Below are 26,724 nucleotides of genomic sequence, written 5' to 3'. Positions count from 1 at the left end.
GTTCACGCACCGGCAGTCTGCTCCTCTAATCACTACGCACCAGCCACTCGACAACGCGTCGAGTCAGCGGACTGATCAGCAGCACCAGCGGCAAAGCCAGCAGCCAGGCCGTCAACCAGGCGCTGAGCCACAGACTGACAAAACCGGGTATCGGCCCCGTAGCGCGGAAAGTGGAGAGCCCAGACACCAGCAGCGACATCAACCCCGAGAGAATCAGGGCGAACAACAGCGGGCTGTATTTGCGCGGGATCATCCGACCACCTCCAGGCTCTGCGTCAGCGGGCTGCTGTGGTGCAGGCGCTGCAGGGTGGTGGCGAAGTTCTGCCCGAACAGCCGCGCAGTCTTGATATCACCCGGCACAAACGAATCGGCGGATGAGGCTTTCTCCGCCTGGGCCATCAGCCCCGACCAGGAGCCAAGGCGGTTCGCCGCTTCGTCATAGGCAACGCCGCTGTGCTGCTCCGGCAGAATCGGATTACCGACCCACAGCATGCCGTGCTGCATGCAGAAGACGAACATCGACAGCAGCGTCGATTGCTTGTCGCCGGCCGGCAGCGCCGACACCGTGAAGCCCGCCGCCAAGCGCCCGCGCAATTGCTGGGTGCGCCACAACCCGCCGGTTGCATCCATGAAGGCCTTGACCTGGGCCGACACCCCGCCGAGGTAGGTGGGCGAACCGAGGATGTAGGCATCGAAGCCGAGCAAAGCATCTGGCGCCGTGGCCAGGTCTTGCGCCTGCACCAGTTCGACGTCGATACCGGGCACGCTGCGCGCCCCTTCGGCGATGAGGCGGGCGATGTGCTCGGTATGCCCATGGGCACTGTGGTAAATCACGGCGACTTTGTTCATGGCTGGTACTCCAGGTGGTGAGTGATGTGTTGTTGCGCTCAGCGCAGCAGTGCGCCGATCAATGCGGCGGCCAGGTACAAGCCCAGGCCAAACACGCCGTGGTTGGCCACACTCTTGAGGCAGTTGCGCAGTGGGGTTGGAGTTTTGCTGGCGGCGAAACCGGAGCCCATGGCCGGCTGAATCACCAGCAAGGGGATGCTGACCGTGGCGACCCCCACCAGCAGTGCGGGGAGCACACTCGGGTTCCAGACCCAGTCCAGGCCGACGATGGCCAGCAGCAGCGCCGCAAAGGCGATGCCGGTGGCGTAGTGCAGCAGCCAGCCCAGGGCAAGCTCGCCGCGAATCGGCGGCGCTTTGGCGATGGCCGCATGGGCCACCTGGCCACGCAGCAGGTGCCCCACCCAGCGGCCGATAAAGGCAAAGTTCAGGGTTGGCACGCCGCCGTACTTCAACAGCATCAGCCAGGCATCCATCACGGCCGTCGCCACCATGCCGATGCCGGCCGCCAGGGTTATGAATTGCAGTAAGTGCGTCATAAGGACCTCTTCAAGGTTGACCCGTCAGGGCTTCTGCTTGAATCTACAAGTTCAAGTTAACTTGAGGTCAAGGGGTATCTTATGGATATCGCTGAAGTCGCCCGACGCTCCGGCGTACCGGCATCGGCACTGCGTTTCTACGAGGAAAAGGGGCTGATCGCCTCGCTCGGCCGCCCGGGTGAGCGACGCAGCTTTGCGCCGCAGATCCTGGATCAGCTGGCGCTGATCTCGCTCGGCCAATTGGCCGGGTTCAGCCTGGACGAAATACGCTCGATGTTCGCGCCGGGCGGCGCGCCGGCTATCGACCGGCAGATGCTCGCGGCCAAGGCCGATGAGCTCGATGCCACCATCAAGCGCCTGCAGGCCATGAGCAATGGCTTACGCCACGCGGCGGCCTGCCCGGCACCGAGCCACGCCGAGTGCCCGACTTTCCAGCGCCTGGTGCAAGCGGCGGCCGCCAGTGCGCATGAACGCAAGCACCGCAATGGCGAACGCAAGGGCTTGCGCAAGTGAGTTGAGCGGACTGCACCGCCGGTCAGACAGGTGTTAGGCGATCCGCTGGCGGCGCGCAGCGACCTCAGTCGTGCGGCACGCCGTAGCGTTTGAGCAGTTGTTTGCAGCGCGCGGACAGGTGCAGCACACGCAGGTGCTTGCCGGCCTTGCTGTAACGCTCGCGCAAAGTCTTCAGCGCGGCGATGGCCGAGTAGTCGACGAAGCTCAGGTGGCGACAGTCGAGGACGACCTGCTGCGGGTCGTTGGCCGGGTCGAACTGGTTGAGAAATGGCGTGGTCGAGGCGAAGAACAGTGTGCCGTGCAGGCTGTAGAGTTTGCTGCCATCGGCCTGCAGGTGGCTGTCAGCGTACAGCTCGCGGGCGTGCTGCCAGGCGAAGTTGAGCGCGGCGATAACGATGCCGCAGAGCACCGCGGTGGCCAGGTCGGTGAACACGGTGATGCTGGTCACTGCGATGATTACCAGCACATCGTTCAGCGGCACCCGGTTGAGCACCCGCAGCGAGGCCCAGGCAAAGGTCTGCTGGGCCACCACGAACATCACCCCGACCAGCGCGGCCAGCGGAATGCGCTCGATCAGCGGAGAGAGGAACAGCACGAACAGCAGGATCATCACCCCGGCGACCACGCCGGAGAGCCGGCCGCGACCGCCGGAGCTGAGGTTGATCACGGTCTGGCCGATCATCGCGCAGCCGCCCATGCCGCCGAACGCCCCCGAGACCATATTGGCCGCGCCCAGGGTCACGCACTCACGGTCTGGAAAGCCACGGCTCTCGGTGATCTCGTCGGTCAGGTTCAGCGTCAGCAGGGTTTCCAGCAAGCCGACCAGGCCCATCAAGATCGCGTAGGGCGCAATGATGCCCAGGGTTTCCAGGGTCCAGGGCACCTGCGGCAGAGCAAATTCCGGCAGGCCGCCGGCGATGTGCGCCATGTCGCCCAGGGTGTGGGTCGGCAGGCCGAGCAGGTACACCGCCAGGCCCACGCCAAGGATCGCCACCAGCGCCGGCGGCACGCTGCGAGTCAGGCGCGGTAGCAGGTAGACGATGGCCATGGTCAGCGCCACCAGGCCCAGCATCAGGTACAGCGCATTGCCGCTTAGCCAGGCCTCGCCCTGCTTGAAGTGCTCCAGCTGGGCCAGGGCGATGATGATTGCCAAGCCGTTGACGAAGCCGATCATCACCGAATGCGGCACCATGCGGATCAGCTTGCCCAGGCGCAACACGCCGAAGGCGATCATCAGCAACCCGCCGAGCAGCACGGTGGCCAGCAGGTACTGCACGCCGTGCTCGACCACCAACGCGACGATTACCACAGCCATCGAGCCGGCGGCACCGGAGACCATCCCCGGCCGCCCGCCGAACAGCGCAGTCAACGTGCAGATGATGAAGGCGCCGTACAGCCCCATCAGCGGATTGAGGTGCGCCACCAGGGCGAAGGCGATGCACTCCGGCACCAGCGCGAAGGAGGTGGTGAGCCCGGCCAGGACGTCGGCGCGCAAACGTTTTGCTTTCATGCAATGACCCAAGGGCAGACGGGCAAGGCCGGTCCGCGAAGCGTGTGGGGAACGAGGGCCGCGGATGTTACGGAAATGCCGGCGGGTAGACCAGTGATTGGCCGGGCGCCATCACGGCGCCGACTGGTCACCAGCCTCTGGCGCCGGATTGGCACGCTGCATCTGCTCATGCACCGTGCGCTCCTCCACGCGCGGGTCGAGCGCGGCCGAGAGCGGCGAGCTGGTCATGTTGTCCGGTACGACCACGTGCTGCAGCGGCGCATTCTCCACCGGCTGCATGTTCTTGATGGTGTCCGGGCGCACGCGGAAGATCAGGATAAATGCACAGAAGCTGACAAAGGCATACAGCATGTTCGGCCCCAGCTCGCGCATCAGCAGCCCTGCGCTCAGCGGCCCCAGGCAGGCGCCGATGCCGAAGGTAACCAGCAACATGGCTGTCAGCGAAACCCGGTGTTCGGCCTCGACGTAGTCGTTGGAAAACGCCACCGCCAGCGGGTACAGGCTGAACTGCAACAGGCAGAAGACAAAGCCAAGGGGGAACAGCAGTTCCAGCGGCAGCTCAGTCAGGATCGCCAAGGGTAGGCTAGCCAGGGTCAGCAACACCGCGCAGTTACGGATCAGCGCGCCACGATCATAACGGTCCGACAGCCAGCCCAGCGGCCACTGCACCAGCAGGCCGGCGAGGATGCAGCTGGCCATAAACAGGCCGACCTGCAAGGTACTCAGGCCCATGAGCGAGGCATGCAGCGGCGCCAGACCATAGAAGGAGCCAATCGCCAGGCCCGAGACCAGAATGGTGGTCAGCGACTGCGGCACCCGCCTGATGAAGAACATCGGCTCCAGCGCAACCGGCTGCATCGGCGCCGGGTGGCTGCGACGGGTCATCGCCACCGGCACCAGGCACAGGGTGAAGCACAGCGCCACCAGCATCAGCAACTCCAGGCCCAGGGCCGGATGCAGCACCAGCGTGAGCTGACCGAGCATCAGGCCGAGGTAGCAGGCAATCATGTAGCCGGAAAACACCCGGCCACGCTGGCTGGCCTGAGCCTGCTCGTTCAACCAGCTCTCGATCACCATGTACTGGCACATCATGCCCAGACCGACCAGCGCCCGCAGCAGCAGCCAGGCCGGCAGCCAATCGATCAGACCATGGCCCAGCACGGCCGCACCGACCACCCCGGAGCTGGAAACGAAGGCACGCATATGGCCGACGCGGGCAATCAGCCGATGGCCGACCTTGCCACCCAGCACCAGGCCCAGGTAGTTGGCCGCCATCAGCGCGCCGATCCACGCGGTATCGACCTTGTCCGCAGCCAGGCGCAGGCCCAGGTAAGTGCTCAACAGGCCGGAGCCGATCAGCATCAGCAGGGTGGCGAAGTACAGCGAGCGAAACGACTTCCAAATACTGGTCATGGACAGCTCGGGGGTTCGATCTGGGAGAGCCTGGGAAACAGGCCGCAAGGGCTTATCAGGGAATGGGCTGGAGTATGGTTCAGCCAAGCAGAAGACAGGGCCCGATCATTGCTGAAACCGACGGCCTATGAACTGAGACTGCGAGTTGCATGCTTAGCGTCACAGCGGTGCAAAGGGAAAGACATCGCAGCGGTGGACCAGCACAGCGCAACCGCCCCGCCCCCTGCACGCTAACTTGGTGCATGGCTGCAACGGCCTCCAGGGCTCACATAACGCTGTTTTCCACACTGCTATGATGCCCATTAATGCTTGATTGGCACCGGATGAGCGATGAGGTGGGGAATGAAAAAAGTACTGCTGCTCTTATGTCATTCACGCAGCGCTGAGCGCAGCAATCGACTTGTTGAAGACGATGCCGGACGTCAGCCGTAATGCTCAGTCTGCAGTCTTTAGGCGATCACTACCACGCCCTGGTCATAGGCAGCAGCGGTGCTCTGGGGCAGGCATTCTGTGACGCCCTGCGCGCCGATCCGCACTGTGCCCTGGTGACCGAGCTGAGCCGCGCAACCACGCCACACCTTGATCTGGAGAATCCGTCCAGCATCGCCGAGGCGGCCCATGAGCTGGCTGGTAATGCGCCCTACCAGCTGATCGTGCATGCGGCCGGCCTGCTGCATCGACAGGGCATTCAGCCAGAAAAATCTCTGGCAGCCCTGGAGGCAGAGGTTCTCCAGGCCGTGTTCCAGGTCAATACCCTGGGGCCAGCGCTGATCCTGCGCGACTTCCTGCCACTGCTGGACAGCCGTGGGGCAATGGCTTTGCTCTCCGCCAAAGTAGGCAGCATTGGCGACAACCGCCTGGGCGGCTGGTATGCCTATCGCGCCTCGAAGGCTGCGCTGAACATGCTGATCAAAACCGCAGCTATCGAGCTGGCGCGCCAGCGCCCGCAGGCTCGCCTGCTGAGCCTGCATCCGGGAACGGTCATCTCCAGTTTGTCGCAACCGTTTCGTGGCGCTGCAGCTGCTCGCCCCGCCGAGCAGGCAGCAAGGGAGTTGCTGGGAGTGATTGACCGGAGCGTGCCTGCCGACAGCGGCGGATTTTTCTCATACAACGGTGAGCGAATTGAATGGTAGGTCGCCGTTTCGTTGAGCCTGCATCGGCTTGATAGCTGTGCAGGGTGGCCAACATCTACTACTCCACCGGCTTTCTCAGATCGGCGGCGCCGAGCGCAACATCACTGATTTCAGGGCGAAGGCCGATTTGATTCCGGCGACGCCGGGGATGCAGGTCAGTGTGTGGGTGAGGAAGGCCTGGTAGGCGGCCAGGTCCTTGACCACCACGCGCAGCATGTAGTCGGCGTCGCCGGTCATCTGGAAGCAACTCATCACCTGCGGCGCCTCGACGATGCGCTCCTCGAAGCGGGCGAGGTAGTCGCCGGTCTGCTTTTCTAAGGAGACGGAGACGAACACGCTCATCGCTCCGGACAGGCGCTCTTCGTCGAGGCGCGCAAAATAGCCTTGGATGTACTGCTCGTCTTCCAGACGGCGCACCCGGCGCAGGGTCGGGGTCATCGACAGGCCGACTTTCAGGGCCAGGTCGCGCCAGCTCATGCGGCCATCTTCGGCCAGCGCGCGGAGGATTTTCAGGTCGATGCGGTCAAGTTCGGACATGGCAGCAGGTTTCTACGATTATTGGTTTTATTAGTTCAAACATACTAATACAGCCAGGCAAACCTAGTGACTTTGGAGCAAAAAACTAGCAGTCGAAGCATATACTGAAATGACAAGAACAACGACGAGGGCCTCACCATGAGTGATGTCACGCACACCCGCCTCTCCTGCCGCACCCGCCGCGCGCATGCCCTTTGCGCCTCAGTTCAGCCTGCTCGGCTGCATCCGCCCAGTCCGCCACGCTGATTCGCTGCTGATCCGTTCCCGATCACTTTTGGCTGGAGGCAACATGACTGACTACGCGCCCTTGCGCCTGCACGTGCCGGAGCCCACCGGGCGACCGGGCTGCAAGACCGACTTCTCCTACCTGCACCTGTCCGCCGCCGGCGCCGTGCGCAAACCGGCCATCGACGTCGAACCGGCCGCCACCAGCGACCTGGCCTACAGCCTGGTGCGCGTGCTCGACGAGCAGGGCAACGCCGTCGGCCCGTGGGACCCGAAGCTGAGCAGCAAGCAACTGCTGCGCGGCCTGCGCGCGATGCTCAAGACGCGCATCTTCGACGCGCGCATGACCACCGCGCAGCGGCAGAAGAAGATGTCCTTCTATATGCAGTGCCTGGGCGAGGAAGCCATCGCCACCGCGCACACCCTGGCCCTGCAGGACGGCGACATGTGTTTCCCGACCTATCGTCAGCAGGGCATCCTGATCGCCCGCGACTACCCGCTGAAGGAAATGATCTGCCAGCTGCTGTCCAACGAGGCCGACCCGCTCAAGGGCCGCCAGCTGCCGATCATGTATTCCAGCCGCGAGTACGGCTTCTTCTCCATCTCCGGCAACCTGGCCACCCAGTTCATCCAGGCAGTCGGCTGGGCCATGGCCTCGGCGATCAAGGGCGATACCAAGATCGCCTCGGCCTGGATCGGCGACGGCGCCACCGCCGAATCGGACTTCCACACCGCCCTCACCTTCGCCCACGTCTACCGCGCGCCGGTGATCCTCAACGTGGTCAACAACCAGTGGGCGATCTCCACCTTCCAGGCCATCGCCGGCGGTGAAGGCACCACCTTCGCCAACCGCGGCGTGGGCTGCGGCATCGCCTCGCTGCGGGTCGACGGCAACGACTTCCTCGCTGTCTACGCCGCCTCGCAGTGGGCCGCCGAGCGCGCCCGGCGCAACCTGGGGCCGAGCCTGATCGAGTGGGTGACCTACCGCGCCGGCCCGCACTCGACCTCGGACGACCCATCGAAATATCGCCCGGCCGACGACTATTCGCACTTCCCCCTCGGCGACCCGATCGCCCGCCTCAAGCAGCACATGCTCGGCCTGGGCATCTGGTCCGAAGCGCAGCACGAAGCGCTGCACAAGGAGCTGGAGGCCGAAATACAGGCCGCGCAGAAAGAGGCGGAAAGCCACGGTTCGCTGGTCGACGGCCACGTCTTCAGCGCCGCCAGCATGTTCGAGGATGTCTACAAGGACCTGCCGGAGCACCTGCGCCGGCAGCGCCAGGAGTTGGGGGTATGACCGCCATGACCAAGCAACCGGAAAACAGCCAGGCGGTCACCAGCATGACCATGATCCAGGCCCTGCGCTCGGCGATGGACGTGATGCTGGAGCGCGACGACAACGTGGTGGTGTTCGGCCAGGACGTCGGCTACTTCGGTGGCGTGTTCCGCTGCACCGAAGGCCTGCAGCAGAAGTACGGCACCTCGCGGGTGTTCGACGCGCCGATCTCCGAGAGCGGCATCATCGGCGCCGCCGTGGGCATGTGCGCCTACGGCCTGCGCCCGGTGGTGGAGATCCAGTTCGCCGACTACGTCTACCCGGCCTCCGACCAGCTGATTTCCGAGGCGGCGCGCATCCGCTACCGCTCGGTGGGCGACTTCGCCGCGGCGATGACCGTGCGCATGCCCTGCGGCGGCGGCATCTACGGCGGACAGACGCACAGCCAGAGCCCGGAAGCGATGTTCACCCAGGTCTGCGGCCTGCGCACGGTGATGCCATCCAACCCCTACGACGCCAAGGGCCTGCTGATCGCCTGCATCGAGAACGACGATCCGGTGATCTTCCTCGAACCCAAGCGCCTGTATAACGGCCCGTTCGACGGCCACCACGACCGCCCGGTGACGCCCTGGTCCAAGCACGCCGCCAGCCAGGTGCCGGAGGGCTACTACAGCGTGCCGCTGGACAAGGCCGCCATCGTCCGCCCCGGCAACGGGCTGACCGTGCTGACCTACGGCACCATGGTCTACGTGGCCCAGGCCGCCGCCGAGGAGACCGGCCTGGATGCCGAGATCATCGACCTGCGCAGCCTCTGGCCGCTGGACCTGGAGGCCATCGTCACCTCGGTGAAGAAGACCGGGCGCTGCGTGATCGCCCACGAGGCCACCCGCACCTGCGGCTTCGGCGCCGAGCTGATGTCGCTGGTGCAGGAGCACTGCTTCCACCACTTGGAGGCGCCCATCGAGCGGGTCACCGGCTGGGACACGCCCTACCCGCACGCCCAGGAATGGGACTACTTCCCGGGGCCGGCGCGGGTCGGCGCGGCATTCAAGCGTGTCATGGAGGTCTGAATGGGTACGCATGTGATCAAGATGCCGGACATCGGTGAAGGCATCGCCGAAGTCGAGCTGGTGAAGTGGTATGTGCAGGTCGGCGAGACCGTCAGCGAGGACCAGACCCTGGCCGATGTGATGACCGACAAGGCCATGGTGGAAATCCCCTCGCCGGTGGCCGGCACGGTGCTGGCCCTGGGCGGTAATCCGGGCCAGGTAATGGCCGTTGGCAGCGAGCTGATCCGCCTGGAAGTGGCCGGCGCCGGCAATGCCAAGGCTAGCGAACCCGCACCCGCCGTTGCAGCGCGTGCCGAGCAACCAGCAGCAGCCGAGCCGATTAAGGCCGTGGCTGCGCCGCCCGCACCCGCCGCACCGGCGCGTCCCGCCGCCAGCCCGGCACCTGCCCCGAGCCCGAGCGTGCGCCGCGAACCGGGCGAGAAGCCGCTGGCCTCGCCGGCCGTGCGCCAGCGCGCCCGCGAGCTGGGCATCGAACTGCAGTTCGTCACGGGCAGCGGGCCGATCGGGCAGATCCGCCATGAGGACCTCGACGCCTACCTGAGCCGCGGCCAAAGCAGCGCGCCCAGCAGCGGCTATGCCGCGCGCCACGACCAACAGGCCATCCCGGTGATCGGCCTGCGCCGCAAGATCGCGCAGAAGATGGCCGAGGCCAAGCGGCGCATCCCGCACTTCAGCTACGTCGAGGAAATCGACGTCACCGACCTGGAAGCCCTGCGCCTACACCTGAACGCCAAGCACAGCCAGCAGCGCGGCAAACTGACTCTGCTGCCGTTGCTGATCCGCGCCCTGGTGGTGGCATTGCGCGAGCATCCGCAGCTCAACGCCCGCTATGACGACGAGGCTGAAGTGGTCACCCGCTACGGCGCGGTGCACGTGGGCGTCGCCACCCAGAGCGACAACGGCCTGATGGTACCGGTGCTGCGCCACGCCGAGTCCCGCGACCTGTGGGGCAACGCCGCGGAGATCGCCCGACTGGCCGAGGCCGCACGCAGCGGCAAGGTCCAGCGCGACGAGCTGTCCGGTTCGACCATCACCCTGAGCAGCCTCGGCGCCCTGGGCGGCATCGTCAGCACGCCGGTGATCAACGCGCCGGAAGTGGCCATAGTCGGGGTCAACCGCATGGTCGAACGACCGGTGGTGATCAACGGCCAGATCGTGGTGCGCAAGATGATGAACCTGTCCTCCTCCTTCGATCACCGGGTGGTCGATGGCATGGACGCGGCGGCCTTTATCCAGTCGGTGCGCGGCCTGCTCGAACACCCTGCCAGCCTGTTCCTGGAGTGAGCCTGTGAAACAGAACCAGACCCTCGAAACCGCCCTGCTGATCATCGGCGGCGGCCCCGGCGGCTACGTCGCCGCCATCCGCGCCGGCCAGCTGGGCATCCGCACCGTGCTGGTGGAAGGCGCCGCATTGGGCGGCACCTGCCTGAATATCGGCTGCATCCCGTCCAAGGCACTGATCCATGCCGCCGAAGAATTCCTCAAGGCGCGTGAATTCGCAGGCCATTCAGCGCTTGGCATCAGCGTGCAGGCACCGAGCATCGACATCCAGCGCACCGTGGCGTGGAAGGACGGCATCGTCGAGCGCCTTACCAGCGGCGTCGGCGCGCTGCTGAAGAAGCACGGCGTCACCGTCGTGCAGGGCTGGGCGAAGATCGTCGACGGCAAGACGGTGGCCGTCGATCTCCCTGGCGGCAACAGTCAGCAGATCCATTGCGAGCACCTGCTGCTGGCCGCCGGCTCGAAGTCGGTGGAACTGCCGTTCCTGCCGGTGGGCGGCAACGTCATCTCCTCCACCGAGGCCCTGGCGCCGAAGACCCTACCCAAGCGCCTGGTGGTGGTCGGCGGCGGCTATATCGGCCTGGAGCTGGGCACCGCCTACCGCAAACTGGGCGTCGAGGTGACGGTGGTGGAAGCGCAGCCGCGCATCCTGCCGAGCTACGACGAGGAGCTGACCAAACCCGTCGCAGCCGCGCTGCGCAAACTGGGCGTGGAACTGTACCTCGGCCACAGTGTGCTGGGCCTGGAACCCGGCGGACACGGCCTGCGCGTGCGCGACGAGCAGGGCGCGCAGCGGGTGATCGAGGCCGACCAGATACTGGTCGCCGTCGGCCGCCACCCCAACACAACCGGCTGGAACCTGGAAAGCCTGGGCTTGGACATGAACGGCCGCGCGCTGCGTATCGACGAGCAGTGCCGTACCTCGATGCGCAACGTCTGGGCCATCGGCGATATCGCCGGCGAACCGATGCTGGCGCACCGCGCCATGGCCCAGGGCGAAATGGTCGCGGAAATCATCGCCGGCAAGCGTCGCGCCTTCACCCCCACGGCAATACCGGCGGTGTGCTTCACCGACCCGGAAGTGGTGGTGGTCGGCCAATCCCCGGAACAGGCCAAGGCCGCCGGGCTGGACTGCATCGTGACGAGCTTCCCCTTCGCGGCCAACGGCCGCGCCATGACCCTGGAGTCCAGCGACGGCTTCGTCCGTGTGGTGGCGCGCCGCGACAACCACCTGATCCTCGGCTGGCAGGCGGTGGGCAAGGCGGTCTCGGAGCTGTCCACGGCCTTCGTCCAGTCGATCGAGATGGGCGCACGCCTGGAAGACATCGCCGGCACCATCCACGCCCATCCGACCCTCGGTGAAGCGGTGCAGGAAGCAGCGCTAAGGGCGCTGGGGCATGCCTTGCATATCTGACCGACGCGGGGCGCAATTCGTAGGCACTGTTATTCAGCACAAGCTTTTGTAGGAGCCAGCTTGCTGGCGATCAGCGGGACACTGTCTACGTATCGCCAGCAAGCTGGCTCCTACAGGATCAGACCGTGGGTGACGCTGTTCTCATCCACCACGGCCACGCTCGGTGGATCGGTAAAGCGCGATCCACGGGGTGGCCATCCACCCTACGACTCAATCAGGCGAGAGCCCGGCCAGTCGGGATATAGCTTCGACCTCGACGACGCCTTCATCCGCCCCTTCAGCAAACACCGCACAGCTTGCCGTGTGGTTGCCGCGCGCCAAGTGATAGACCGCGACCACACTGCCCGGCCCGGCGCCACTGTGCCCCGACAAGAGCTGGCCGCCCTGCACCGTGCCCTGCATCAGGCCGAGGGCGTAGCCGGGAGCTAGCCAGGGGCGTCCGCCAATCGGCCCGCCGAGCGCACGCGCGATGCGCATCTCCCGCAGCAGCCACGCCGGCAGCAGATCCCCAGTCAGCAGGCGCTCCAGGCACAGCGCTGCCTCACCAAGCGGCCCGACCAGCAGGCCGTGATAGACCCAGCGCGGGTCATAGGCGGACGCGGCGCCCATGTGCACGTCATGCAGATCGGCGCGCGTCCTGGCCAGGCGCACGCCCGACAAGCCGAGTGGAGTAAACACCCGCTGCTGCAGCGCCTGTTCGAGCGCCAGGCCGCTCAGCCGCTCGATAAGCCTGCGGATGTACAGATAGCCGACGTTCGAATAGCGCCAGCCAGCCCCTGGCGCGTAACGCAGCCGCGTGGCATCGAGGCGCTGCAGCATCTCCTCGGCCGACCAGGGCGCAGCATGTTGGGCAACAGCGGTGTGGTAATCGGCGAGTTCGCCGTAATCGGCCAACCCGGCCTCATGGCGTAGCAACTGGCGCAGGGTGAACGGCCCTTCGAGTACCTGATCGTCGAGCCCGAGCAGCCCATCGCGCACCAGTGACAGGGCTGCGGCAGCCAGTACCGTCTTACTGAAACTCCACCAGGGCACCGACCCAGCGGGTTGTGCGGACGGGCTTGGAGCACCGTTCACGACAAGAGAGAAACGCATGGTCGAGGGCTCTGCGTGAAGGGAAGAGGTGAGCGGAGCGGCCGGCCGTTCAGGCGCCTGCCTTTTTCACTGCCTCCAACCACTGAAGATCGAGCCGGTTCTGCTCGGTATCCAGCCCCTGCGCCTGCATGGCCTCACGATGGGCGTCGATCTCGCGCGCCATCTGGCTGATTTCACTGGTGTTGCCATCCAGCTGGTGCATCTGGATGACGCCCAGGTGGTAGAAGCGCAGCAGCTTCATCGCCGCCGGATCGCCGGCCGCCACGCCGGTCTTGACGTGGTGCATGACGTTGGTCACCCGCATCAGGTTGCGCTTGAGTTGCCAGCCATACACCGCCGGCGCCATCCACGGCAGCGCCCACAGTTTGAAGCGCACCAGGGCGATGGTCAGCCCCAGCCCGAGCAGCACGCCGGCCAGGTTCCAACGGAAGTTGTCGCCGCCTGCGGTACCGAACACCTGCACCAGCACGGTGGACAACAACAGGGCCAGCACCACGAAAGTGGCCGCAATCACCAGGGTGATGCGCCGGGTTTGCCGACGATAGTCTTCGGGGTTGTGCGGTTTGATCTCGAACATGGGGCTGCGCAGCTCCGGGATTGAATGGATGGCGATGCGTGCATTATCAGGTTCTTGCTAGCGGTTGCCGAGCCATTTGCACGGCGCAGTGCGCAACTGGGCTAGTCTAGGACGGACATCGAGCCCCACCGGAGTAACCCTCTGCAATGAAACGCATCCTGGTCGCCAACGCCAAGGGCGGTTGTGGCAAGACCACGCTGGCCACACAGATAGCAGGCCATTTTGCCAGTCAGGGCCGGCATGTGCTGCTGGCCGACTATGACCGGCAGCGCTCGGCCAGCGACTGGCTGGGTTGCAGGCCCGCCAGTTGCGCACCGCTGACCTTGCATGCGGCCTGGCGCGATCCGCTGCCGGAGCAGGGCTATGAAGTGCTGGTCTGCGACATGCCGGCGGCCATCACCGCGCAGGCGCTATGGCAGGTGCTGCGCGCTGGCGACAAGTTGCTGATCCCGGTGATGCCCTCGCCCAGCGATATGCTCGCCAGCCTGCGCTTCATGATGGCGCTGAACATGGCTGACCTGGCCCAGGCGGGGATCGAAGTCGGCCTGGTGGCCAACCGCGTACGTAGTAACACCGAATACACCCGTTCGCTCTACCAGCTGCTGGCCCGGATGGAGCTGCCGTTGGTGGCCAGTATCCGCGACACGCAGAACTACGTGCGCGCGCTGGACCACGGCATCAGCCTGTTCGATCTGCCCCTGCCACGGGTGCGCAATGACCTTGAGCAGTGGCAGGTGCTGTTGCAGTGGCTCGATGCTGACGCCCTGCCTGAGCGCGGCAGCGACAGTCCTCCTGCTGCAGAAAGGCAGCGCGCCAATACCGCTCTCTAAGCCAGCGGGCAGCACCTCAGCACTCGGCCGAGATCAGGCCTCCACCGCGCTCCACTGCTTGCTCAGACGCTTGTCCGACACCGCCATTTTCGTCCCGAGCTGCTGGGCGAACAGTGACACGCGGTATTCCTCCAGCATCCAGCGATACAGTTGCAAGTTGGCGTCGCGCTTGCCTTCCTGGCCGTGCTTGCCCAGGCGCGCCTGGTACTGCTCCCAGTAGCCGGCCAGTTCGCCTGCCCAGACGCGGTCGCGTTGCACCTGGCTGCCGATCTTGTCCAGGCGCTGTTCGATGGCCTTGAGGTAGCGCGGCACTTCCTTGAGCCATTCGCCCGGAGTTTCGCGGACGAAGCCGGGGTAGACCAGATTGGCCAGCTGCGCCTTGATATCGTTGAGCGCCATGGCCTGGGCCAGGTCGATCTTGCCCTTGAAGCGCTTCTGCAGGCCGTGCCACAGCTTGAGGATTTCCAGCGTTAGTCTGGCCAGGCGTTCGGCGTGGTCGGCCCAGGCACCGCGCTTCTTCTCGGCCAGGGCGGCCAAGCCAGCGCCATCGCGTGGCAGGCTCGCTTCGCCGTCGAGGATGCAGCCGTCGAGGCTGGCCAGGAGGATGTCCTCGACCAGCGCCTCGACCCGGCCCATATCGCGATACAGCAGGCCCAGGTCGGTCAGCCCCGGCAGTTTGTTGCGCAGGAACTTGGCGGGCTCGTTGAGCTGTTGTAGGAGCAGGCGCTGCAGGGCGCGACGGTGCTGGTACTCGGCCTCGGCCTGGGTCGGGAAGCGACCTTCCTTGACCACCCCGCCCTCTTCCACCAGCGCCGGGAACACGGTCATCGAGAGCCCGGCGATCTTCTGCTGGGTCTTCTCGGCGACTTCGGCGAAGGCCTTGGCCTGCACCGGTTGCTGCGCCTTGTCGCTCTGCGGGATGGCCAGGGCGGCCTGGCTGGCCTCGGCGAAGCGCGCGCACAGTTCGGCCAGGTCGCGGCCTTCGCCGAGGAACTTGCCCTTGGCGTCGACCACTTCCAGATTCATCTTCAGGTGGCTGTCGACCTGCGCGGCGGCCTCGCTCCAGGCTTCCTCGGAGACCCGTGCACCGGTCATGCGCGTCAGCTCGCGACCGAGGTTTTCCGCCAGGCTGCCCTGGGCGAAGCTCAGCTTGCTCAGCGCGGCACCGACAAAGTCCGGTACCGGCACGAAGTTCTTGCGCAGGGCCTTGGGCAGGTTGCGCACCAGGGCGATGGCCTTGGCTTCGAGCAGGCCCGGCACCAGCCACTCCAGGCGCTCGGGCGGCAGTTGCGGCAGCAGCGGCGCCGGCACGCGCAGGGTCACGCCGTCGCGCGGGTGGTTGGGCTCGAAGTGGTAGGTCAACGGCAGTTGCAGCTCGCCGATGTGCAGGATGTCCGGATACTGCTGCGCGGTGACTTCCTTGGCATCGCGCGCCAGCACGTCTTCCTCGCGCATGATCAGCAGCTGCGGGTTCTTCGCGCTCTCGCTCTTGCACCAGTGCTCGAAGGTGGCGGCCTGGTTGATCTCGGCCGGGATGCGCGCCTCGTAGTAGGCGAACAGGGTTTCCTCGTCGGCGAGGATATCGCGGCGCCGGGCCTTGGCTTCCAGCTCGTCGAGCCGCTCCAGCAGCAGGCGGTTGGCGTTCAGGCACTTGGCGCGGCTGTTGATTTCGCCACGCACCAGACCTTCGCGGATAAACAGCTCGCGCGAAGCCACCGGATCGACCGGACCGTAATGCACCGGGCGACGACCGACGACGATCAGGCCGTACAGAGTGACCTGCTCGAAGGCCACCACCTGGCCGCGCTTTTTCTCCCAGTGCGGCTCGAAGTGGTTTTTCTTGATCAGGTGGCCGGCCAGCGGCTCGATCCAGTCCGGCTCGATCTTCGCTACCTGGCGGGCGAACAGCTTGGTGGTTTCAACCAGCTCGGCAGCCATCACCCAGGTCGGCTTCTTGCGCCCGATCACGCTGGACGGGTGAATCCAGAAGCGTCGCTGGCGCGCGCCAAGGTAGTCGCCATCCTCGGTCTTCTGGCCGATCTGGCCGAGCAGGCCGCTGAGAATCGCTTTGTGCACGGCGGCGTAGCCCTTAGCGCGCTGCGCCGCTTCGCTGGCTTCGGCCTGCTCGCGAAGGATCACGTTGACCTTGGTGTCTTTGGTCGGCTGCTCTGCTTGTGTGTAGGAGCCAGTTTGCTGGCGATCCTGCCCGCGCGGTGCCTGACCGCCGCCACGCTGATCGCGAGCAAGCTCGCTCCTACGGGAGGCGGGCTCGGCGTTGGCGGTCTGGCCGCGCTGGCTGTCCGACAGCTGCAGCTCGCGGGCAATCAGCACCAGTTGGCGGTGCGAGTCGCGCCATTCGCGCAGGCGCATGTAGTTGAGGAAGTTCTTCTTGCACCAGTTGCGCAGCGGGCTGCTGCCCAGCTCCTGGCGCTTCTCCTCGAAGCCGCGCCACAGGTTGATCAACGCGGCGAAGTCGGAGTCCACGTCCTTCCACTGCGCATGGGCCTGGTCGGCGGCCTGCTGGCGATCCATCGGCCGCTCGCGCGGATCCTGCACGGACAGTGCCGAAGCGACGATCAGGATCTCGTCCAGGCTGCCGAGCTTGGCCGCTTCCAACACCATTCGCCCCAGGCGCGGGTCGATGGGCAGGCGCGCCAGCTGGCGACCGAGCGGCGTCAACTGGCCCTCGCGATTGACCGCCGAGAGTTCCTGCAGCAGGTTGAAACCGTCGCTGATGGCCTTGCCATCCGGCGGCTCGATGAAGGGGAAGTCCTCGATGGTGCCCAGGCGCAGGTGGAGCATCTGCAGGATCACCGCGGCGAGGTTGGTACGCAGGATTTCCGGATCGGTGAAGGCCGGGCGGCCGAGGAAGTCTTCCTCGCTGTACAGGCGCACGCAGATGCCCGGCTCGACCCGCCCGCAGCGGCCCTTGCGCTGATTGGCGCTGGCCTGGGAGATGGCCTCGATGGGCAGGCGCTGGACCTTGGCGCGGTAGCTGTAGCGGCTGATCCGCGCGGTGCCGCTGTCGATCACGTAGCGGATGCCCGGCACGGTCAGCGAGGTTTCCGCGACGTTGGTGGCCAGCACGATCTTGCGCCCGCTCATGGGCGCGAAGATCTTCTGCTGCTCGGCCGGGGTCAGCCGCGCGTACAGCGGCAGCACTTCGGTGAAGCGCAGGTTGGCCTTGCGCAGCACTTCGGCGGCATCGCGGATCTCGCGCTCGCCAGGCAGGAAGATCAGCACGTCGCCGGGGCGCTTGCCCTCGGCTTTCTCGTGGGCGGCGATCTCGTCCAGCGCGGCGAGGATGCCCTGGTCGACGGTGAGGTCGTCGAGCAGACTCTCGCCCTCCTCGTCCACTTCGGCGGCCAGCGGGCGGTACCAGGTTTCCACCGGGTAGGTGCGCCCGGATACTTCGACGATCGGCGCATCGTTGAAGTGCTTGGAAAAGCGCTCCAGGTCGATGGTCGCCGAGGTGATGATCACCTTGAGGTCCGGGCGGCGCGGCAGCAGGGTCTTCAGGTAGCCGAGGAGGAAGTCGATGTTGAGGCTGCGTTCATGGGCCTCGTCGACGATGATGGTGTCGTACTTTTCCAGGTAGCGGTCGTGCTGGGTTTCGGCGAGCAGGATGCCGTCGGTCATCAGCTTGATCAGGCTGCTGTCCTTGCTCTGATCCTCGAAGCGCACCTGATAGCCGACCAGCTCGCCGAGCGGCGTGCCGATTTCCTCGGCGACGCGGGTGGCGACGCTGCGCGCGGCCAGGCGGCGCGGTTGGGTGTGGCCGATCAGACCGTGCACACCACGGCCGATTTCCAGGCAGATCTTCGGCAGCTGGGTGGTCTTGCCCGAGCCGGTTTCGCCGGCGATCACCAGCACCTGGTGTTCCTGCAGCGCCTTCTTGATCTCGTCACGCTTGGCGGCAATCGGCAGATTGTCGTCGTAGCGCATGGCCGGCACGCTGCGCTTGCGCGCCTCGACCTTGGCACAGGAGGCCTGAAAGCGCTCCAGCCACTGCGCCTGCTTGGCCTCGTCCGGTTTCTTCTGCAGCTCCTGCAACTGGCGGCGCAGACGATGACGGTCGGCCAGCAGGGCCTGGTCGAGGTTGTTCAGCAGCGAGTCAAAAGCAGGCGTTACGTCAGTCATTGCAACTTCAACGGTCTAGCGCAAATGGGCGGCGATTGTCGCAGATTGCCCGGCAGAGCGCGAAGCAACAGGGTCTCAGGATTCCAGTAACGGTGCCTGCGCAGCTAAAGATCATCCCGCTGCATCCGCTACAGTGAATGACACACCCTCGCCACAACCTTGACGGGCATCAAGAGCCCTGCCGTTCTACTCCGGCAGGATATGGCCAAATGCCACTCAAACACGCTAAGAAGTCGAATATGGGCAACTGGATTCGTGACCTTTCACTGAAATACAAGTTCTGGGCGGTCAACCTGGTGGCCTTCGCCACCACCCTGCTGCTGGTGCTGTTTGCCATGCTGCAGGAACAGCAGGGCCGTGCCGATGCCGCGCAGCAAGCGGCACAGGTTCAGGCCAGCCTGCTATCCGCCTGGCCGCAGGGCAGCTCAGCACCGGCAGATGAGCACATTCTGCTGTTTGCTGCGGGCAGTCGCCCGAGCCTGAAGGATGTCGACGGGGCGGCGCTGGCCAATGCCCGCGGCTGGACCGAGCTGGAGCATGACAGCCTGTGGAGCGACATGCCCGCCGTTGGCGCCTGGGTAGTGGACGCTGGCAATGGCCAGCGCCTGGCCGTGCTGGCCCGTGCGCCAAGCCTGTGGCAGATCTTCGGCGAGCGCGCCAGCGCCTATGCCCTGGCCGTAGCCGTGCTGATGCTGTTATTGCTGGGCGCATCGCAACTGCTGATCCAATTCATCCTCAGCCATCTGCACACCCTCAAGGACACCATGCTGCACGTCGAGCGCAGCGGTGACCTGTCGGCTCGCGCGCAGATCGACAGCCAGGACGAAGTCGGCCAGATGGCCAACGCCTTCAACGCCATGCAGGCCGGCTACCAGCGCATCGTCGCCACTGTGGCCCAGGCCGCCGCCAGCTTGGACGAAGGCGCCAAGCGCCTGGAGGCCAGCATGACCCAGGTACGCAGCGGCATGCTCGGCCAGCAGAGCGAAACCGATCAGGCGGCTACGGCGATCAATGAGATGTCCGCCACCGTGCATCACATCGCCCAGCACGCTGCCGATACCCGCGATCAGTCCACTGAAGCGGATCGTCTCAGCGGTATCGGTATTCAGGTGGTCGAACGCGCCAGCGGCGCCATTGCCAATCTGTCCCACGGCGTGCAGCAGACCGCCGAAATGATCCAGAAACTGGCCGAGGACAGCCAGACCATCGGCGGCATGGTCAACGTGATTCACGGCATCGCCGAACAGACCAACCTGCTGGCGCTCAACGCCGCCATCGAGGCGGCGCGGGCCGGCGAGATGGGCCGCGGCTTCGCCGTGGTCGCCGACGAGGTGCGCAACCTGGCCAAGCGCGTGCAGGACTCCACCGACGAGATCACCCGCATGATCAGCAACCTGCAAGCGGCCAGCCGCGATGCCGTGGAATTCATGCGCGAAAGCTCGCTGAAGGCCGACCACTGCGTGCAGGAAGCCGGCGCCGCCGGCGAAGCCCTGAGCAACATCGCCCAAGCGGTGGCACTGATGCGCCAGAGCAACACGCAGATTGCCGTCGCCGCCGAGCAGCAAAGCCAGGTCGCCGAGGAAATGACCCGTTCGGTGGTCGGCATCCGCGATGTCACCGAACAAACCGTCCAGCAGACCCTGGCCTCGGCCAGCACCAGTGCCGAACTAGTCGGCCTGGCCGATGCATTGGGTAAGGCGGTGGGCAAGCTCAAGCTTTGAGCAAGTGACATGATGGAGGGCGCGCCGTGCATCCCCAGGCAATCTCCTGGCTGCAGTTACGTAAGGGATACCAACAACTCACTGGCCTGGCGATGTAGTGCTGTGGCTGTAAAGCAAAAAGGGACGCCTGGGCGTCCCTTTTTCTTGTCCGGCAAGCTTTCAGCTGCTGACCGGTGCCTTGCGCACCAGGCGCAGCCCCGCCAGAACCACGGCGAACACGGCCAAGCTGGCGCTGTACAGCACCAGGGCCGGTAAGCCCAGCAACAGAGCCAGCACCGCCAGAACTCGGCCACTACGGGCCGGGATGACAAAGGCCAGCAGTGCCACCACCAGGGCCGACCAAGCGATCACCCGAAAATGAATCAGCCAGCCCAACCCGGCACGGGCCTGGCATTCCCAACGCGTGGCTTCGTCGACGCACAGGCCGACCCACTGGCTATCCTCCATCAGAGCGAAGCGCACGCCATAACTGGCTGCCAGCCACAATGGCAGGATCAGCAGCAACGTTAACAAAGGCAGATGGCGGGACATGCGGCGAACTCCGGTGGTCGAAAAACGGCGCCCAGCTTAATCGGCCTGCTCATTTGTGCAACAACGGCGTTCTAGAATGCTCGGTATGAATGCCCCTCGCCTGGTCTATGTCCTTGCCATCCTGGCCGCGCTCTGGCTCATCCGGGACTGGCTGCAACCACCGCCATCGCTGGATTTCGGCCAGTCGAGTGGCGCCAGCTATCGGCTACCCGGTCACACCATCACCCCGCTCGAACCCTTCCAGCTCGAGGCCCGCGTGCTGGCCCGCGAGGACTACCGTTTTGATCGCGGTACCAAGATCGCGCCCATAGACCTGGCCCTGGGCTGGGGCCCGATGGCCGACCCGCAGATTCTCGAACGGATCGAGATCAGCCAGGGCAACCGCTGGTATCGCTGGCATGTCGATGAGTTCCCCATCCCCCGCCGCCAGATCGAAACCCATAGCGCCAACATGCACATGATTCCGGCCAACGCGGCAATCGCCGAGCAACTGGCCGAAATCGAACCGGGCCAACGCATCGCCTTCAGCGGCCAGCTGGTCGAAGTGGTGGGTGATGATGGCTTCCGCTGGCTCAGTTCGCTGAGCCGCGAGGACACCGGCGATGGCGCCTGTGAACTGATCTGGGTGGAGCAGCTGGTCCGCCTGGATTGAGGGCCGGGCACTCTTAGTCCTTGCGCTTGTCCCAGCCCTACTATTCACTGCCCCTTCGCCTTCCACAAAGGGACTTGGCCATGTTGCGTTTGCCCATTCTTGCCGTACTTCTCGGCAACCTGCTTTCCGTTGCTGCAGTGCAGGCTGCCGATGTTGATGCCGCCAGCTACGGCTACCCCTTGAGCAATCCGTTCGAGGCGACCATTGCCAGCACCCCACCAGGCCTGCGCCCGCAATTACCCAGTGACGAGGACATCGACCAGGCCGACTACGATCTCAAACTGCGCCCCGAGCGCGAGTTCGAGTTGCCGGACAACTTCTGGCCGGTGACCAAGCTGCGCTACCGCATGGCCCGCCAGGATGGCCGCGCCCCGCTGATCTTCATCATCGCCGGTACCGGCGCCAACTATGCCAGTGGCAAGACCGAAGACCTCAAGCGCCTGTTCTATGGCGCTGGCTACCATGTGGTGCAGCTGTCCTCGCCTACCAGCTATGACTTCATGAGTGCTGCATCACGCAGCGCCACGCCGGGCATCTCCCGCGACGATGCGGAAGATCTGTACCGGGTGATGATGGCGGTGCGCGCCCAGCATCCCAAGCTTGAGGTCAGCGACTACCACCTCACCGGCTACAGCCTGGGCGGCCTGCAGGCGGCCTTCGTCAGCGAGCTGGACGAGCGCATGCGCAGTTTCAACTTCAAGCGCGTGCTGCTGCTCAATCCGCCTGTCAACCTGTACACCTCGGTGAGCAATCTCGATCGCCTGGTACAGACCCGTGTCAAGGGTATCGACAGCGGCACCACCTATTTCGAGCAGGTGCTGGAAAAACTCGCCCGCTACTTCCAGAAGGAAGGCCGTATCGACCTCAACGACGCCATGCTGCGCGACTTTCTGCAGTCGGACGAGCAGTTGAGCAACGAGCAGCTGGCCATGCTGATTGGCAGTTCGTTCCGTTTCTCCTCGGCAGATATCGCCTTCACTTCGGACCTGATCAACCGCCGTGGCCTGATCACGCCACCGCAGTACCCGATCAGCGCCCGCACCAGCCTGACGCCCTTCTTCAAGCGCGCCCTGCAATGCGACTTCGACTGCTACATGGCCGAACAGCTGATTCCCTTCTGGCGCATCAAGAATGAAGGCGGCAGCCTGCCGCAACTGATCGACCAGGTCAGCCTGTATGCCCTCGAGGGCTACCTGAAAAACAGCAGCAAGGTAGCGGTGATGCACAACGCCGACGACGTCATCCTCGGTCCCGGTGATATCGGCTTCCTGCGCCGTACCTTCGGCGAGCGCCTGACCCTTTACCCGCTCGGCGGGCACTGCGGCAACCTCAATTACCGCGTCAACAGCGACGCCATGCTGGAGTTCTTCCGTGGCTAAGCACACTCTCGTACACCCTGCACTGCTGCTCGCCCTGGCGCTGACTGGCGGGGCCGCCCAGGCTGAAACCGATGCCGACGGCTTCACCAATCCGCTGGACCAGCTGCAGTTCAACCCCAGCCTCGACCAGCGTGAGTTCGAACGCTCGAGCCTCAGCGCGCTGAACGTCTACGACCCCTGGGAATCGTGGAACCGCCGGGTCTACCACTTCAACTACCGCTTCGACGAATGGGTGTTCCTGCCGGTGGTGGATGGCTACCGCTACGTCACCCCACGCGTGGTGCGCAGTGGCGTGAGCAACTTTTTCAGCAACCTGGGCGATGTGCCCAACCTGCTCAACAGCCTGTTGCAGTTCAAGGGCAAGCGTTCGCTTCAAACCACCGGGCGCCTGCTGCTCAATACCACGGTCGGCGTGGCCGGGCTGTGGGACCCGGCCAGCCATGTCGGCCTGCCTAAGCAGAGCGAGGACTTCGGCCAGACCCTGGGCTTCTACGGTGTGCCCGACGGCCCCTATGTGATGCTGCCACTGCTTGGCCCCTCCAACCTGCGTGACACCGGCGGCAAGGTGTTCGACTTCGCTGCGGAGAGCCAGATCAACTACCTCAATGTCAGCGAAATCAGCAGCGACCACCCGGAGATCACCGGCCTGCGGGTGGTCGACATGCGCCACACCACCAACCTGCGCTACGGCCAGCTGAATACGCCGTTCGAGTACGAGAAGATCCGCTACGTCTACCGCGAGGCGCGCAAGCTGCAGATCGCCGAGTAACAGCGATTCATCGATAAAGATGCATCGATAAAATCGATTTAATTGCCGCGAATTTCGCAACCATCCATTCAATCGACAGGCATAGCATGGGCACATTCCCACTTCGGAGGTGCCCCATGACTCAGTTCCGCCAAGTCCTCTCCCAGCATATCGGCCAAGCCACCGCGGACGGTGCTGGCGTGCGCTTGACCCGCGTGTTCGGCGGGGCCGGCATCGAGCGCTTCGATCCGTTCCTGATGCTCGACGAGTTCGGTTCGGACAACCCCGACGACTACATCGCCGGCTTCCCGCCGCACCCGCACCGTGGCTTCGAAACCATCACCTACATGCTCGAAGGGCGCATGCGCCACGAGGACCATCTGGGCAATGTCGGCCTGCTGCAAAGCGGCGGCGTGCAGTGGATGACCGCCGCGCGCGGCATCATCCACAGCGAGATGCCGGAGCAGCAGGAAGGCGTGATGCGCGGCTTCCAGCTCTGGCTCAACCTGCCAGCCAAGGACAAGCTCGGCGACGCCGGCTACCGCGACTATGCACCCGAGGAAATACCGCGTCTGGTCACCCCGGATGGCGTGGCCGTCACGGTGATTGCCGGACAGTTCGACGACGGGCAGGTGCAACAGGCCGGCGCCGTACAGCGCCCGCACACCCTGCCGCAGCTGTTCGACCTGCAGCTGCCGCCAGGCGCGCGGCTTGCTCCGCGCCTGGCCGATGGCCAGCGGGTGTTGCTGTATGTGTATGAGGGCGAGCTGGGCGTCAACGGCCATGCCATCGGCAAGAGCCGCCTGGTGCGCCTGTCCGAGAAAGGTGCGCTGGAGCTGGCCAGCGAGACCGGCGCACGCGTACTGCTGATTGCAGGCACGCCGCTGGACGAGCCGATCGTGCAGTACGGTCCGTTCGTGATGAACAGCCGCGAAGAGATCGAGCAGGCCCTGCGTGATTTTCGTGATGACAAGCTGACGGCCTGATGCCTGTCAGGCAGGCTCTCAGCGCGCCGAGGGCACCGGCAGCACCTCGGCCACACTGGCTGCCGGCACGGCCACGGCCAGGCCGAGGAAGCTGGCCAGGGCGTCTTTCTGCGCCATGGCGTCCTGATAGCCCAGCTCGATCAGTTCGTTGCAGTAGCCGGGCTCGAACAGCAGGTAGCTGAGCACCCCGGCACCACTGGCCTTGGTCGCGCCGGAACCGCGCAGGAAGAAACGCATCGACTTGGCCAGCTCGTGCCGGTGACGGGCGGCAATCTGATCGAGCGGCTGGCTGGGGGCGATCACCAGCACCTCCACTGGTTTCAGGCCCAGCCCGCGTGGATGCAGGCCGGAAGGAACCAGGCGACTCATGTGATTGAGCCGTTCGAGCAGTTCGATATCGCCTTCCAGACTGTCGATAAAGGTGCTGTTGAGCATGTGCCCGCTGATCTGGGCCAGGGTCGGTGGTTTGCCAGTCTGCGGCCGCGACACCACCTGATTGGCGCCACGCCCCAGCGGATTGCCGCTGACCCCGACCACCAGTACGCGCGTGGCACCCAGATGGAGGGCCGGACTGATCGGCGCCGACTGGCGCACCGCACCATCGCCGAAATACTCGCGATTGACCTTGACCGGCGGAAAAATCAGCGGAATCGAGGCGCTGGCGAGCAAATGATCCAGGCTCAGGCGGGTCGGCACGCCAACCCGACGATGGCGGAACCAGGGGTCGATGGCGGCCCGACCTTGATAGAAGGTCACCGCCTGGCCACTCTCGTAACCGAAGGCGGTCACTGCCACTGCTCGCAGTTGGCGCATGCGCACCGCAGCGGCAATCCCGGAGAAGTCCAGTTCACGCTCGAGCATGTCGCGCAGCGGTGAGCTATCGAGCAGCGCCACCGGAATATCACCGCCGATGCCCAACAGGCTATGACCGATAAAGCGGCTAGCCTGGCGCAACACGCCGGGCCAGTCGGTACGGTAGACCTGATCGGAATGGAAGTTCTGCCAGACCTGGGTCAGCCGGCGGATCGCCTCGGTGAAGTGCAGCGCGCCACAGGCCAGACCGACCGCGTTGATCGCCCCGGCCGAGGTGCCGACGATGACCGGGAAAGGATTGTGTGCCGCATTTGGCAGTAGATCGGCAATCGCACTGAGCACGCCCACCTGGTAAGCCGCCCGCGCCCCGCCACCGGAAAGAATCAGTCCTGTCACCGGGGTGTCGGAATGTACGGCCTGATTCATGGACAATCCCCGAGGGTCTTTTTTGTCAGTATAGGGCGCCGCTATCGGCGGCGCTTCTTATACAACTTGGGTTCGCCCGGCGGGCGGGTCTTGAAGCGCCGGTGGGCCCACAGATACTGCTCCGGGTGCCGGCGAATAGCCTGCTCAATCCACTGATTGATGCGCAGGCAGTCGGCCTCCTCGCTATCACCCGGGAAATCGGCCAGCGGCGGATGCACTACCACCCGGTATCCAGAGCCATCGGTCAGGCGTTCCTGGGTAAAGGGGATAACTCGCGCCCTGCCCAGGCGGGCGAACTTGCTGGTGGCCGTTACCGTGGCCGCCGGTACGCCAAACAGCGGCACGAAGATGCTGCGCTGGGCACCGTAGTCCTGATCCGGCGCATACCAGACCACCCCACCAGCGCGCAGCAGCTTGAGCATACCGCGCACTTCGTCGCGCTCGACCACGCCCAGCAGACGCTGCTCGCGGCCGTGGCGCTGGACGAAATCAAACAGCGGATTTTTGTGCGCCCGATACATGCCGTACATGCCCTGGTGCATGCACAAAATAGCGCCGCCCATTTCCAGGGTAGTGAAGTGCAGGGCCATGAGGATCACGCCCTGCCCTTCGGCCTCGGCCTGGCGGATATGCTCGATACCCTCGACAGTGCCCAACTGGCGCAAACGCGCCGCCGGCCACCACCAGCTGATTGCCATCTCGAAGAAGGTCATGCCGGTGGAAGCGAAGTTCTCCCGCAGCAGGCGCTCACGCTCGGCGGCGGACAGCTCGGGGAAGCACAGCTCCAGGTTGCGGGCGGCAATCTGCCGACGCGAGACAGCCAGGCGGTACATCAGCGCGCCCAGTCCTCGGCCCAGCAGCATCAGCACCCGGTAAGGCAGCAGCGCAACCAGCCAGAGCAGGCCCAGGCCCAGCCACAGCAGCCAGAAGCGCGGATGCAGGAAATAGGCACGAAATTGCGGGCGATCCATGAATCATTCCGGACAAACGACAGGGCCGGGCATTCTACAGGACTCGCCGCGGCTTGCGGCCATGCGGGCTAATCGCTATAAGTCGTGCCCATTCAGTGTGA

Annotated in this window: 24 protein-coding genes; 12 read left to right on the top strand and 12 right to left on the bottom strand. The window is 65.0% G+C overall.

Translation table 11 applies throughout. The features are described 5' to 3' along the window. Nucleotides 1-25 precede the first annotated feature (25 nt). From H3H45_RS08500 to H3H45_RS08490, 3 genes are read right to left on the bottom strand one after another with little or no spacing between them, the layout of a single operon-like run. Nucleotides 26-253 (bottom strand): DUF2798 domain-containing protein, encoded by a 228-nt coding sequence (locus H3H45_RS08500; RefSeq protein ID WP_182833303.1) that lies wholly within the window; start codon nucleotides 251-253, stop codon nucleotides 26-28. Beyond that, nucleotides 250-849, bottom strand: coding sequence for a flavodoxin family protein (locus tag H3H45_RS08495; RefSeq protein WP_182833302.1), 600 nt, complete (start codon nucleotides 847-849; stop codon nucleotides 250-252). The genes H3H45_RS08500 and H3H45_RS08495 overlap by 4 nt, the downstream gene beginning before the upstream one ends. A 38-nt stretch (nucleotides 850-887) precedes the next feature. Next, entirely contained in the window at nucleotides 888-1,385 is a 498-nt protein-coding gene (locus H3H45_RS08490) for a DUF2938 domain-containing protein (RefSeq protein WP_182833301.1), read from the bottom strand. An 81-nt stretch (nucleotides 1,386-1,466) separates the two neighbouring features. On the opposite strand from H3H45_RS08490, the gene H3H45_RS08485 reads away from it, so the two are divergent. Further along, on the top strand, nucleotides 1,467-1,898 hold the full coding sequence (locus H3H45_RS08485; protein ID WP_182833300.1) for a helix-turn-helix domain-containing protein: 432 nt from the start codon (nucleotides 1,467-1,469) through the stop codon (nucleotides 1,896-1,898). 64 nt (nucleotides 1,899-1,962) lie between these two features. Here H3H45_RS08485 and H3H45_RS08480 read toward each other — a convergent pair whose 3' ends face one another. Both H3H45_RS08480 and H3H45_RS08475 read right to left on the bottom strand, forming a co-directional pair. Beyond that, nucleotides 1,963-3,408, bottom strand: a complete 1,446-nt coding sequence (locus H3H45_RS08480) for a SulP family inorganic anion transporter (protein ID WP_182833299.1) — start codon at nucleotides 3,406-3,408, stop codon at nucleotides 1,963-1,965. A 111-nt stretch (nucleotides 3,409-3,519) separates the two neighbouring features. Further along, a complete protein-coding gene (locus H3H45_RS08475; protein ID WP_182833298.1) occupies nucleotides 3,520-4,821 on the bottom strand; it encodes an MFS transporter in 1,302 nt (433 codons plus the stop codon). Between the two features lie 431 nt (nucleotides 4,822-5,252). Here H3H45_RS08475 and H3H45_RS08470 point away from each other — a divergent pair, with 431 nt between their 5' ends. Next, nucleotides 5,253-5,954, top strand: coding sequence for an SDR family NAD(P)-dependent oxidoreductase (locus H3H45_RS08470; protein ID WP_182833297.1), 702 nt, complete (start codon nucleotides 5,253-5,255; stop codon nucleotides 5,952-5,954). A 75-nt stretch (nucleotides 5,955-6,029) separates the two neighbouring features. Here the strand turns inward: H3H45_RS08470 and H3H45_RS08465 are convergent, their stop codons facing one another. After that, entirely contained in the window at nucleotides 6,030-6,491 is a 462-nt protein-coding gene (locus H3H45_RS08465) for an Lrp/AsnC family transcriptional regulator (protein ID WP_160495428.1), read from the bottom strand. 289 nt (nucleotides 6,492-6,780) lie between these two features. Here H3H45_RS08465 and H3H45_RS08460 point away from each other — a divergent pair, with 289 nt between their 5' ends. Genes H3H45_RS08460 through lpdA form a run of 4 tightly spaced genes read left to right on the top strand, consistent with a single transcriptional unit; the run spans nucleotide 6,781 to nucleotide 11,757 of the window. Beyond that, a complete protein-coding gene (locus tag H3H45_RS08460; RefSeq protein ID WP_182833296.1) occupies nucleotides 6,781-8,013 on the top strand; it encodes a 3-methyl-2-oxobutanoate dehydrogenase (2-methylpropanoyl-transferring) subunit alpha in 1,233 nt (410 codons plus the stop codon). Further along, nucleotides 8,010-9,062: an alpha-ketoacid dehydrogenase subunit beta gene (locus H3H45_RS08455; RefSeq protein WP_182833295.1), complete on the top strand. Its 1,053-nt coding sequence runs from the start codon at nucleotides 8,010-8,012 to the stop codon at nucleotides 9,060-9,062. Before H3H45_RS08460 ends, H3H45_RS08455 begins: the two co-directional genes overlap by 4 nt. After that, on the top strand, nucleotides 9,063-10,346 hold the full coding sequence (locus H3H45_RS08450; protein WP_182833294.1) for a dihydrolipoamide acetyltransferase family protein: 1,284 nt from the start codon (nucleotides 9,063-9,065) through the stop codon (nucleotides 10,344-10,346). It abuts the gene before it with no gap. Between the two features lie 4 nt (nucleotides 10,347-10,350). Beyond that, a complete protein-coding gene (gene lpdA, locus H3H45_RS08445; RefSeq protein WP_328822284.1) occupies nucleotides 10,351-11,757 on the top strand; it encodes a dihydrolipoyl dehydrogenase in 1,407 nt (468 codons plus the stop codon). A gap of 210 nt (nucleotides 11,758-11,967) precedes the next feature. Here the strand turns inward: lpdA and H3H45_RS08440 are convergent, their stop codons facing one another. Together H3H45_RS08440 and H3H45_RS08435 are read right to left on the bottom strand one after the other, a co-directional pair. Next, complete coding sequence (locus H3H45_RS08440) at nucleotides 11,968-12,849, bottom strand: serine hydrolase domain-containing protein (protein WP_182833292.1); 882 nt, start codon at nucleotides 12,847-12,849, stop codon at nucleotides 11,968-11,970. Between the two features lie 49 nt (nucleotides 12,850-12,898). Continuing rightward, nucleotides 12,899-13,426, bottom strand: a complete 528-nt coding sequence (locus H3H45_RS08435; RefSeq protein WP_182833291.1) for a DUF3087 domain-containing protein — start codon at nucleotides 13,424-13,426, stop codon at nucleotides 12,899-12,901. Between the two features lie 146 nt (nucleotides 13,427-13,572). On the opposite strand from H3H45_RS08435, the gene H3H45_RS08430 reads away from it, so the two are divergent. Continuing rightward, on the top strand, nucleotides 13,573-14,256 hold the full coding sequence (locus H3H45_RS08430; protein ID WP_182833290.1) for a ParA family protein: 684 nt from the start codon (nucleotides 13,573-13,575) through the stop codon (nucleotides 14,254-14,256). Nucleotides 14,257-14,289: 33 nt separating this feature from the next. Here H3H45_RS08430 and hrpA read toward each other — a convergent pair whose 3' ends face one another. Next, nucleotides 14,290-18,396, bottom strand: a complete 4,107-nt coding sequence (hrpA, locus tag H3H45_RS08425) for an ATP-dependent RNA helicase HrpA (protein ID WP_182833289.1) — start codon at nucleotides 18,394-18,396, stop codon at nucleotides 14,290-14,292. A 239-nt stretch (nucleotides 18,397-18,635) separates the two neighbouring features. Here hrpA and H3H45_RS08420 point away from each other — a divergent pair, with 239 nt between their 5' ends. Next, nucleotides 18,636-20,117, top strand: coding sequence for a methyl-accepting chemotaxis protein (locus tag H3H45_RS08420; RefSeq protein WP_182833888.1), 1,482 nt, complete (start codon nucleotides 18,636-18,638; stop codon nucleotides 20,115-20,117). Nucleotides 20,118-20,276: 159 nt separating this feature from the next. Here H3H45_RS08420 and H3H45_RS08415 read toward each other — a convergent pair whose 3' ends face one another. After that, the gene (locus H3H45_RS08415; protein ID WP_182833288.1) at nucleotides 20,277-20,648 is read right to left on the bottom strand and encodes a hypothetical protein; all 372 of its coding nucleotides are present in this window, start codon (nucleotides 20,646-20,648) and stop codon (nucleotides 20,277-20,279) included. Nucleotides 20,649-20,733: 85 nt separating this feature from the next. Between H3H45_RS08415 and H3H45_RS08410 the strand changes: the two genes are divergently transcribed. The 4 genes from H3H45_RS08410 to H3H45_RS08395 all read left to right on the top strand — a co-directional run bounded on the left by H3H45_RS08410 (nucleotide 20,734) and on the right by H3H45_RS08395 (nucleotide 24,413). Beyond that, nucleotides 20,734-21,300 (top strand): hypothetical protein, encoded by a 567-nt coding sequence (locus H3H45_RS08410; protein ID WP_182833287.1) that lies wholly within the window; start codon nucleotides 20,734-20,736, stop codon nucleotides 21,298-21,300. 80 nt (nucleotides 21,301-21,380) lie between these two features. Further along, on the top strand, nucleotides 21,381-22,679 hold the full coding sequence (locus tag H3H45_RS08405) for an alpha/beta fold hydrolase (RefSeq protein WP_182833286.1): 1,299 nt from the start codon (nucleotides 21,381-21,383) through the stop codon (nucleotides 22,677-22,679). A gap of 22 nt (nucleotides 22,680-22,701) precedes the next feature. Then, complete coding sequence (locus H3H45_RS08400) at nucleotides 22,702-23,448, top strand: MlaA family lipoprotein (protein ID WP_182833887.1); 747 nt, start codon at nucleotides 22,702-22,704, stop codon at nucleotides 23,446-23,448. A gap of 116 nt (nucleotides 23,449-23,564) precedes the next feature. Beyond that, the gene (locus tag H3H45_RS08395; RefSeq protein ID WP_182833285.1) at nucleotides 23,565-24,413 is read left to right on the top strand and encodes a pirin family protein; all 849 of its coding nucleotides are present in this window, start codon (nucleotides 23,565-23,567) and stop codon (nucleotides 24,411-24,413) included. A gap of 18 nt (nucleotides 24,414-24,431) precedes the next feature. Here the strand turns inward: H3H45_RS08395 and H3H45_RS08390 are convergent, their stop codons facing one another. Both H3H45_RS08390 and H3H45_RS08385 read right to left on the bottom strand, forming a co-directional pair. After that, nucleotides 24,432-25,652 (bottom strand): patatin-like phospholipase family protein, encoded by a 1,221-nt coding sequence (locus H3H45_RS08390; RefSeq protein WP_182833284.1) that lies wholly within the window; start codon nucleotides 25,650-25,652, stop codon nucleotides 24,432-24,434. Between the two features lie 41 nt (nucleotides 25,653-25,693). Continuing rightward, entirely contained in the window at nucleotides 25,694-26,623 is a 930-nt protein-coding gene (locus H3H45_RS08385; protein ID WP_182833283.1) for a lipid A biosynthesis lauroyl acyltransferase, read from the bottom strand. Between the last annotated feature and the right edge of the window lie 101 nt (nucleotides 26,624-26,724).

Origin of the sequence: Aquipseudomonas guryensis (genome assembly GCF_014164785.1) — a bacterium.
In the GTDB taxonomy this organism is placed as follows: Bacteria; Pseudomonadota; Gammaproteobacteria; order Pseudomonadales; family Pseudomonadaceae; genus Aquipseudomonas; species Aquipseudomonas guryensis.
The sequence above is the reverse complement of the archived record's forward strand: the minus strand, read 5'-3'. Positions and strand labels throughout refer to the sequence as shown.

Bases quoted from the DNA above. Each gene is read 5' to 3' on its own strand.
- H3H45_RS08500 (WP_182833303.1), bottom strand. From the start codon at position 253: ATGATCCCGCGCAAATACAGCCCGCTGTTGTTCGCCCTGATTCTCTCG.
- H3H45_RS08495 (WP_182833302.1), bottom strand. From the start codon at position 849: ATGAACAAAGTCGCCGTGATTTACCACAGTGCCCATGGGCATACCGAG.
- H3H45_RS08490 (WP_182833301.1), bottom strand. From the start codon at position 1,385: ATGACGCACTTACTGCAATTCATAACCCTGGCGGCCGGCATCGGCATG.
- H3H45_RS08485 (WP_182833300.1), top strand. From the start codon at position 1,467: ATGGATATCGCTGAAGTCGCCCGACGCTCCGGCGTACCGGCATCGGCA.
- H3H45_RS08480 (WP_182833299.1), bottom strand. From the start codon at position 3,408: ATGAAAGCAAAACGTTTGCGCGCCGACGTCCTGGCCGGGCTCACCACC.
- H3H45_RS08475 (WP_182833298.1), bottom strand. From the start codon at position 4,821: ATGACCAGTATTTGGAAGTCGTTTCGCTCGCTGTACTTCGCCACCCTG.
- H3H45_RS08470 (WP_182833297.1), top strand. From the start codon at position 5,253: ATGCTCAGTCTGCAGTCTTTAGGCGATCACTACCACGCCCTGGTCATA.
- H3H45_RS08465 (WP_160495428.1), bottom strand. From the start codon at position 6,491: ATGTCCGAACTTGACCGCATCGACCTGAAAATCCTCCGCGCGCTGGCC.
- H3H45_RS08460 (WP_182833296.1), top strand. From the start codon at position 6,781: ATGACTGACTACGCGCCCTTGCGCCTGCACGTGCCGGAGCCCACCGGG.
- H3H45_RS08455 (WP_182833295.1), top strand. From the start codon at position 8,010: ATGACCGCCATGACCAAGCAACCGGAAAACAGCCAGGCGGTCACCAGC.
- H3H45_RS08450 (WP_182833294.1), top strand. From the start codon at position 9,063: ATGGGTACGCATGTGATCAAGATGCCGGACATCGGTGAAGGCATCGCC.
- H3H45_RS08440 (WP_182833292.1), bottom strand. From the start codon at position 12,849: ATGCGTTTCTCTCTTGTCGTGAACGGTGCTCCAAGCCCGTCCGCACAA.
- H3H45_RS08435 (WP_182833291.1), bottom strand. From the start codon at position 13,426: ATGTTCGAGATCAAACCGCACAACCCCGAAGACTATCGTCGGCAAACC.
- H3H45_RS08430 (WP_182833290.1), top strand. From the start codon at position 13,573: ATGAAACGCATCCTGGTCGCCAACGCCAAGGGCGGTTGTGGCAAGACC.
- hrpA (WP_182833289.1), bottom strand. From the start codon at position 18,396: ATGACTGACGTAACGCCTGCTTTTGACTCGCTGCTGAACAACCTCGAC.
- H3H45_RS08420 (WP_182833888.1), top strand. From the start codon at position 18,636: ATGGGCAACTGGATTCGTGACCTTTCACTGAAATACAAGTTCTGGGCG.
- H3H45_RS08415 (WP_182833288.1), bottom strand. From the start codon at position 20,648: ATGTCCCGCCATCTGCCTTTGTTAACGTTGCTGCTGATCCTGCCATTG.
- H3H45_RS08410 (WP_182833287.1), top strand. From the start codon at position 20,734: ATGAATGCCCCTCGCCTGGTCTATGTCCTTGCCATCCTGGCCGCGCTC.
- H3H45_RS08405 (WP_182833286.1), top strand. From the start codon at position 21,381: ATGTTGCGTTTGCCCATTCTTGCCGTACTTCTCGGCAACCTGCTTTCC.
- H3H45_RS08395 (WP_182833285.1), top strand. From the start codon at position 23,565: ATGACTCAGTTCCGCCAAGTCCTCTCCCAGCATATCGGCCAAGCCACC.
- H3H45_RS08390 (WP_182833284.1), bottom strand. From the start codon at position 25,652: ATGAATCAGGCCGTACATTCCGACACCCCGGTGACAGGACTGATTCTT.
- H3H45_RS08385 (WP_182833283.1), bottom strand. From the start codon at position 26,623: ATGGATCGCCCGCAATTTCGTGCCTATTTCCTGCATCCGCGCTTCTGG.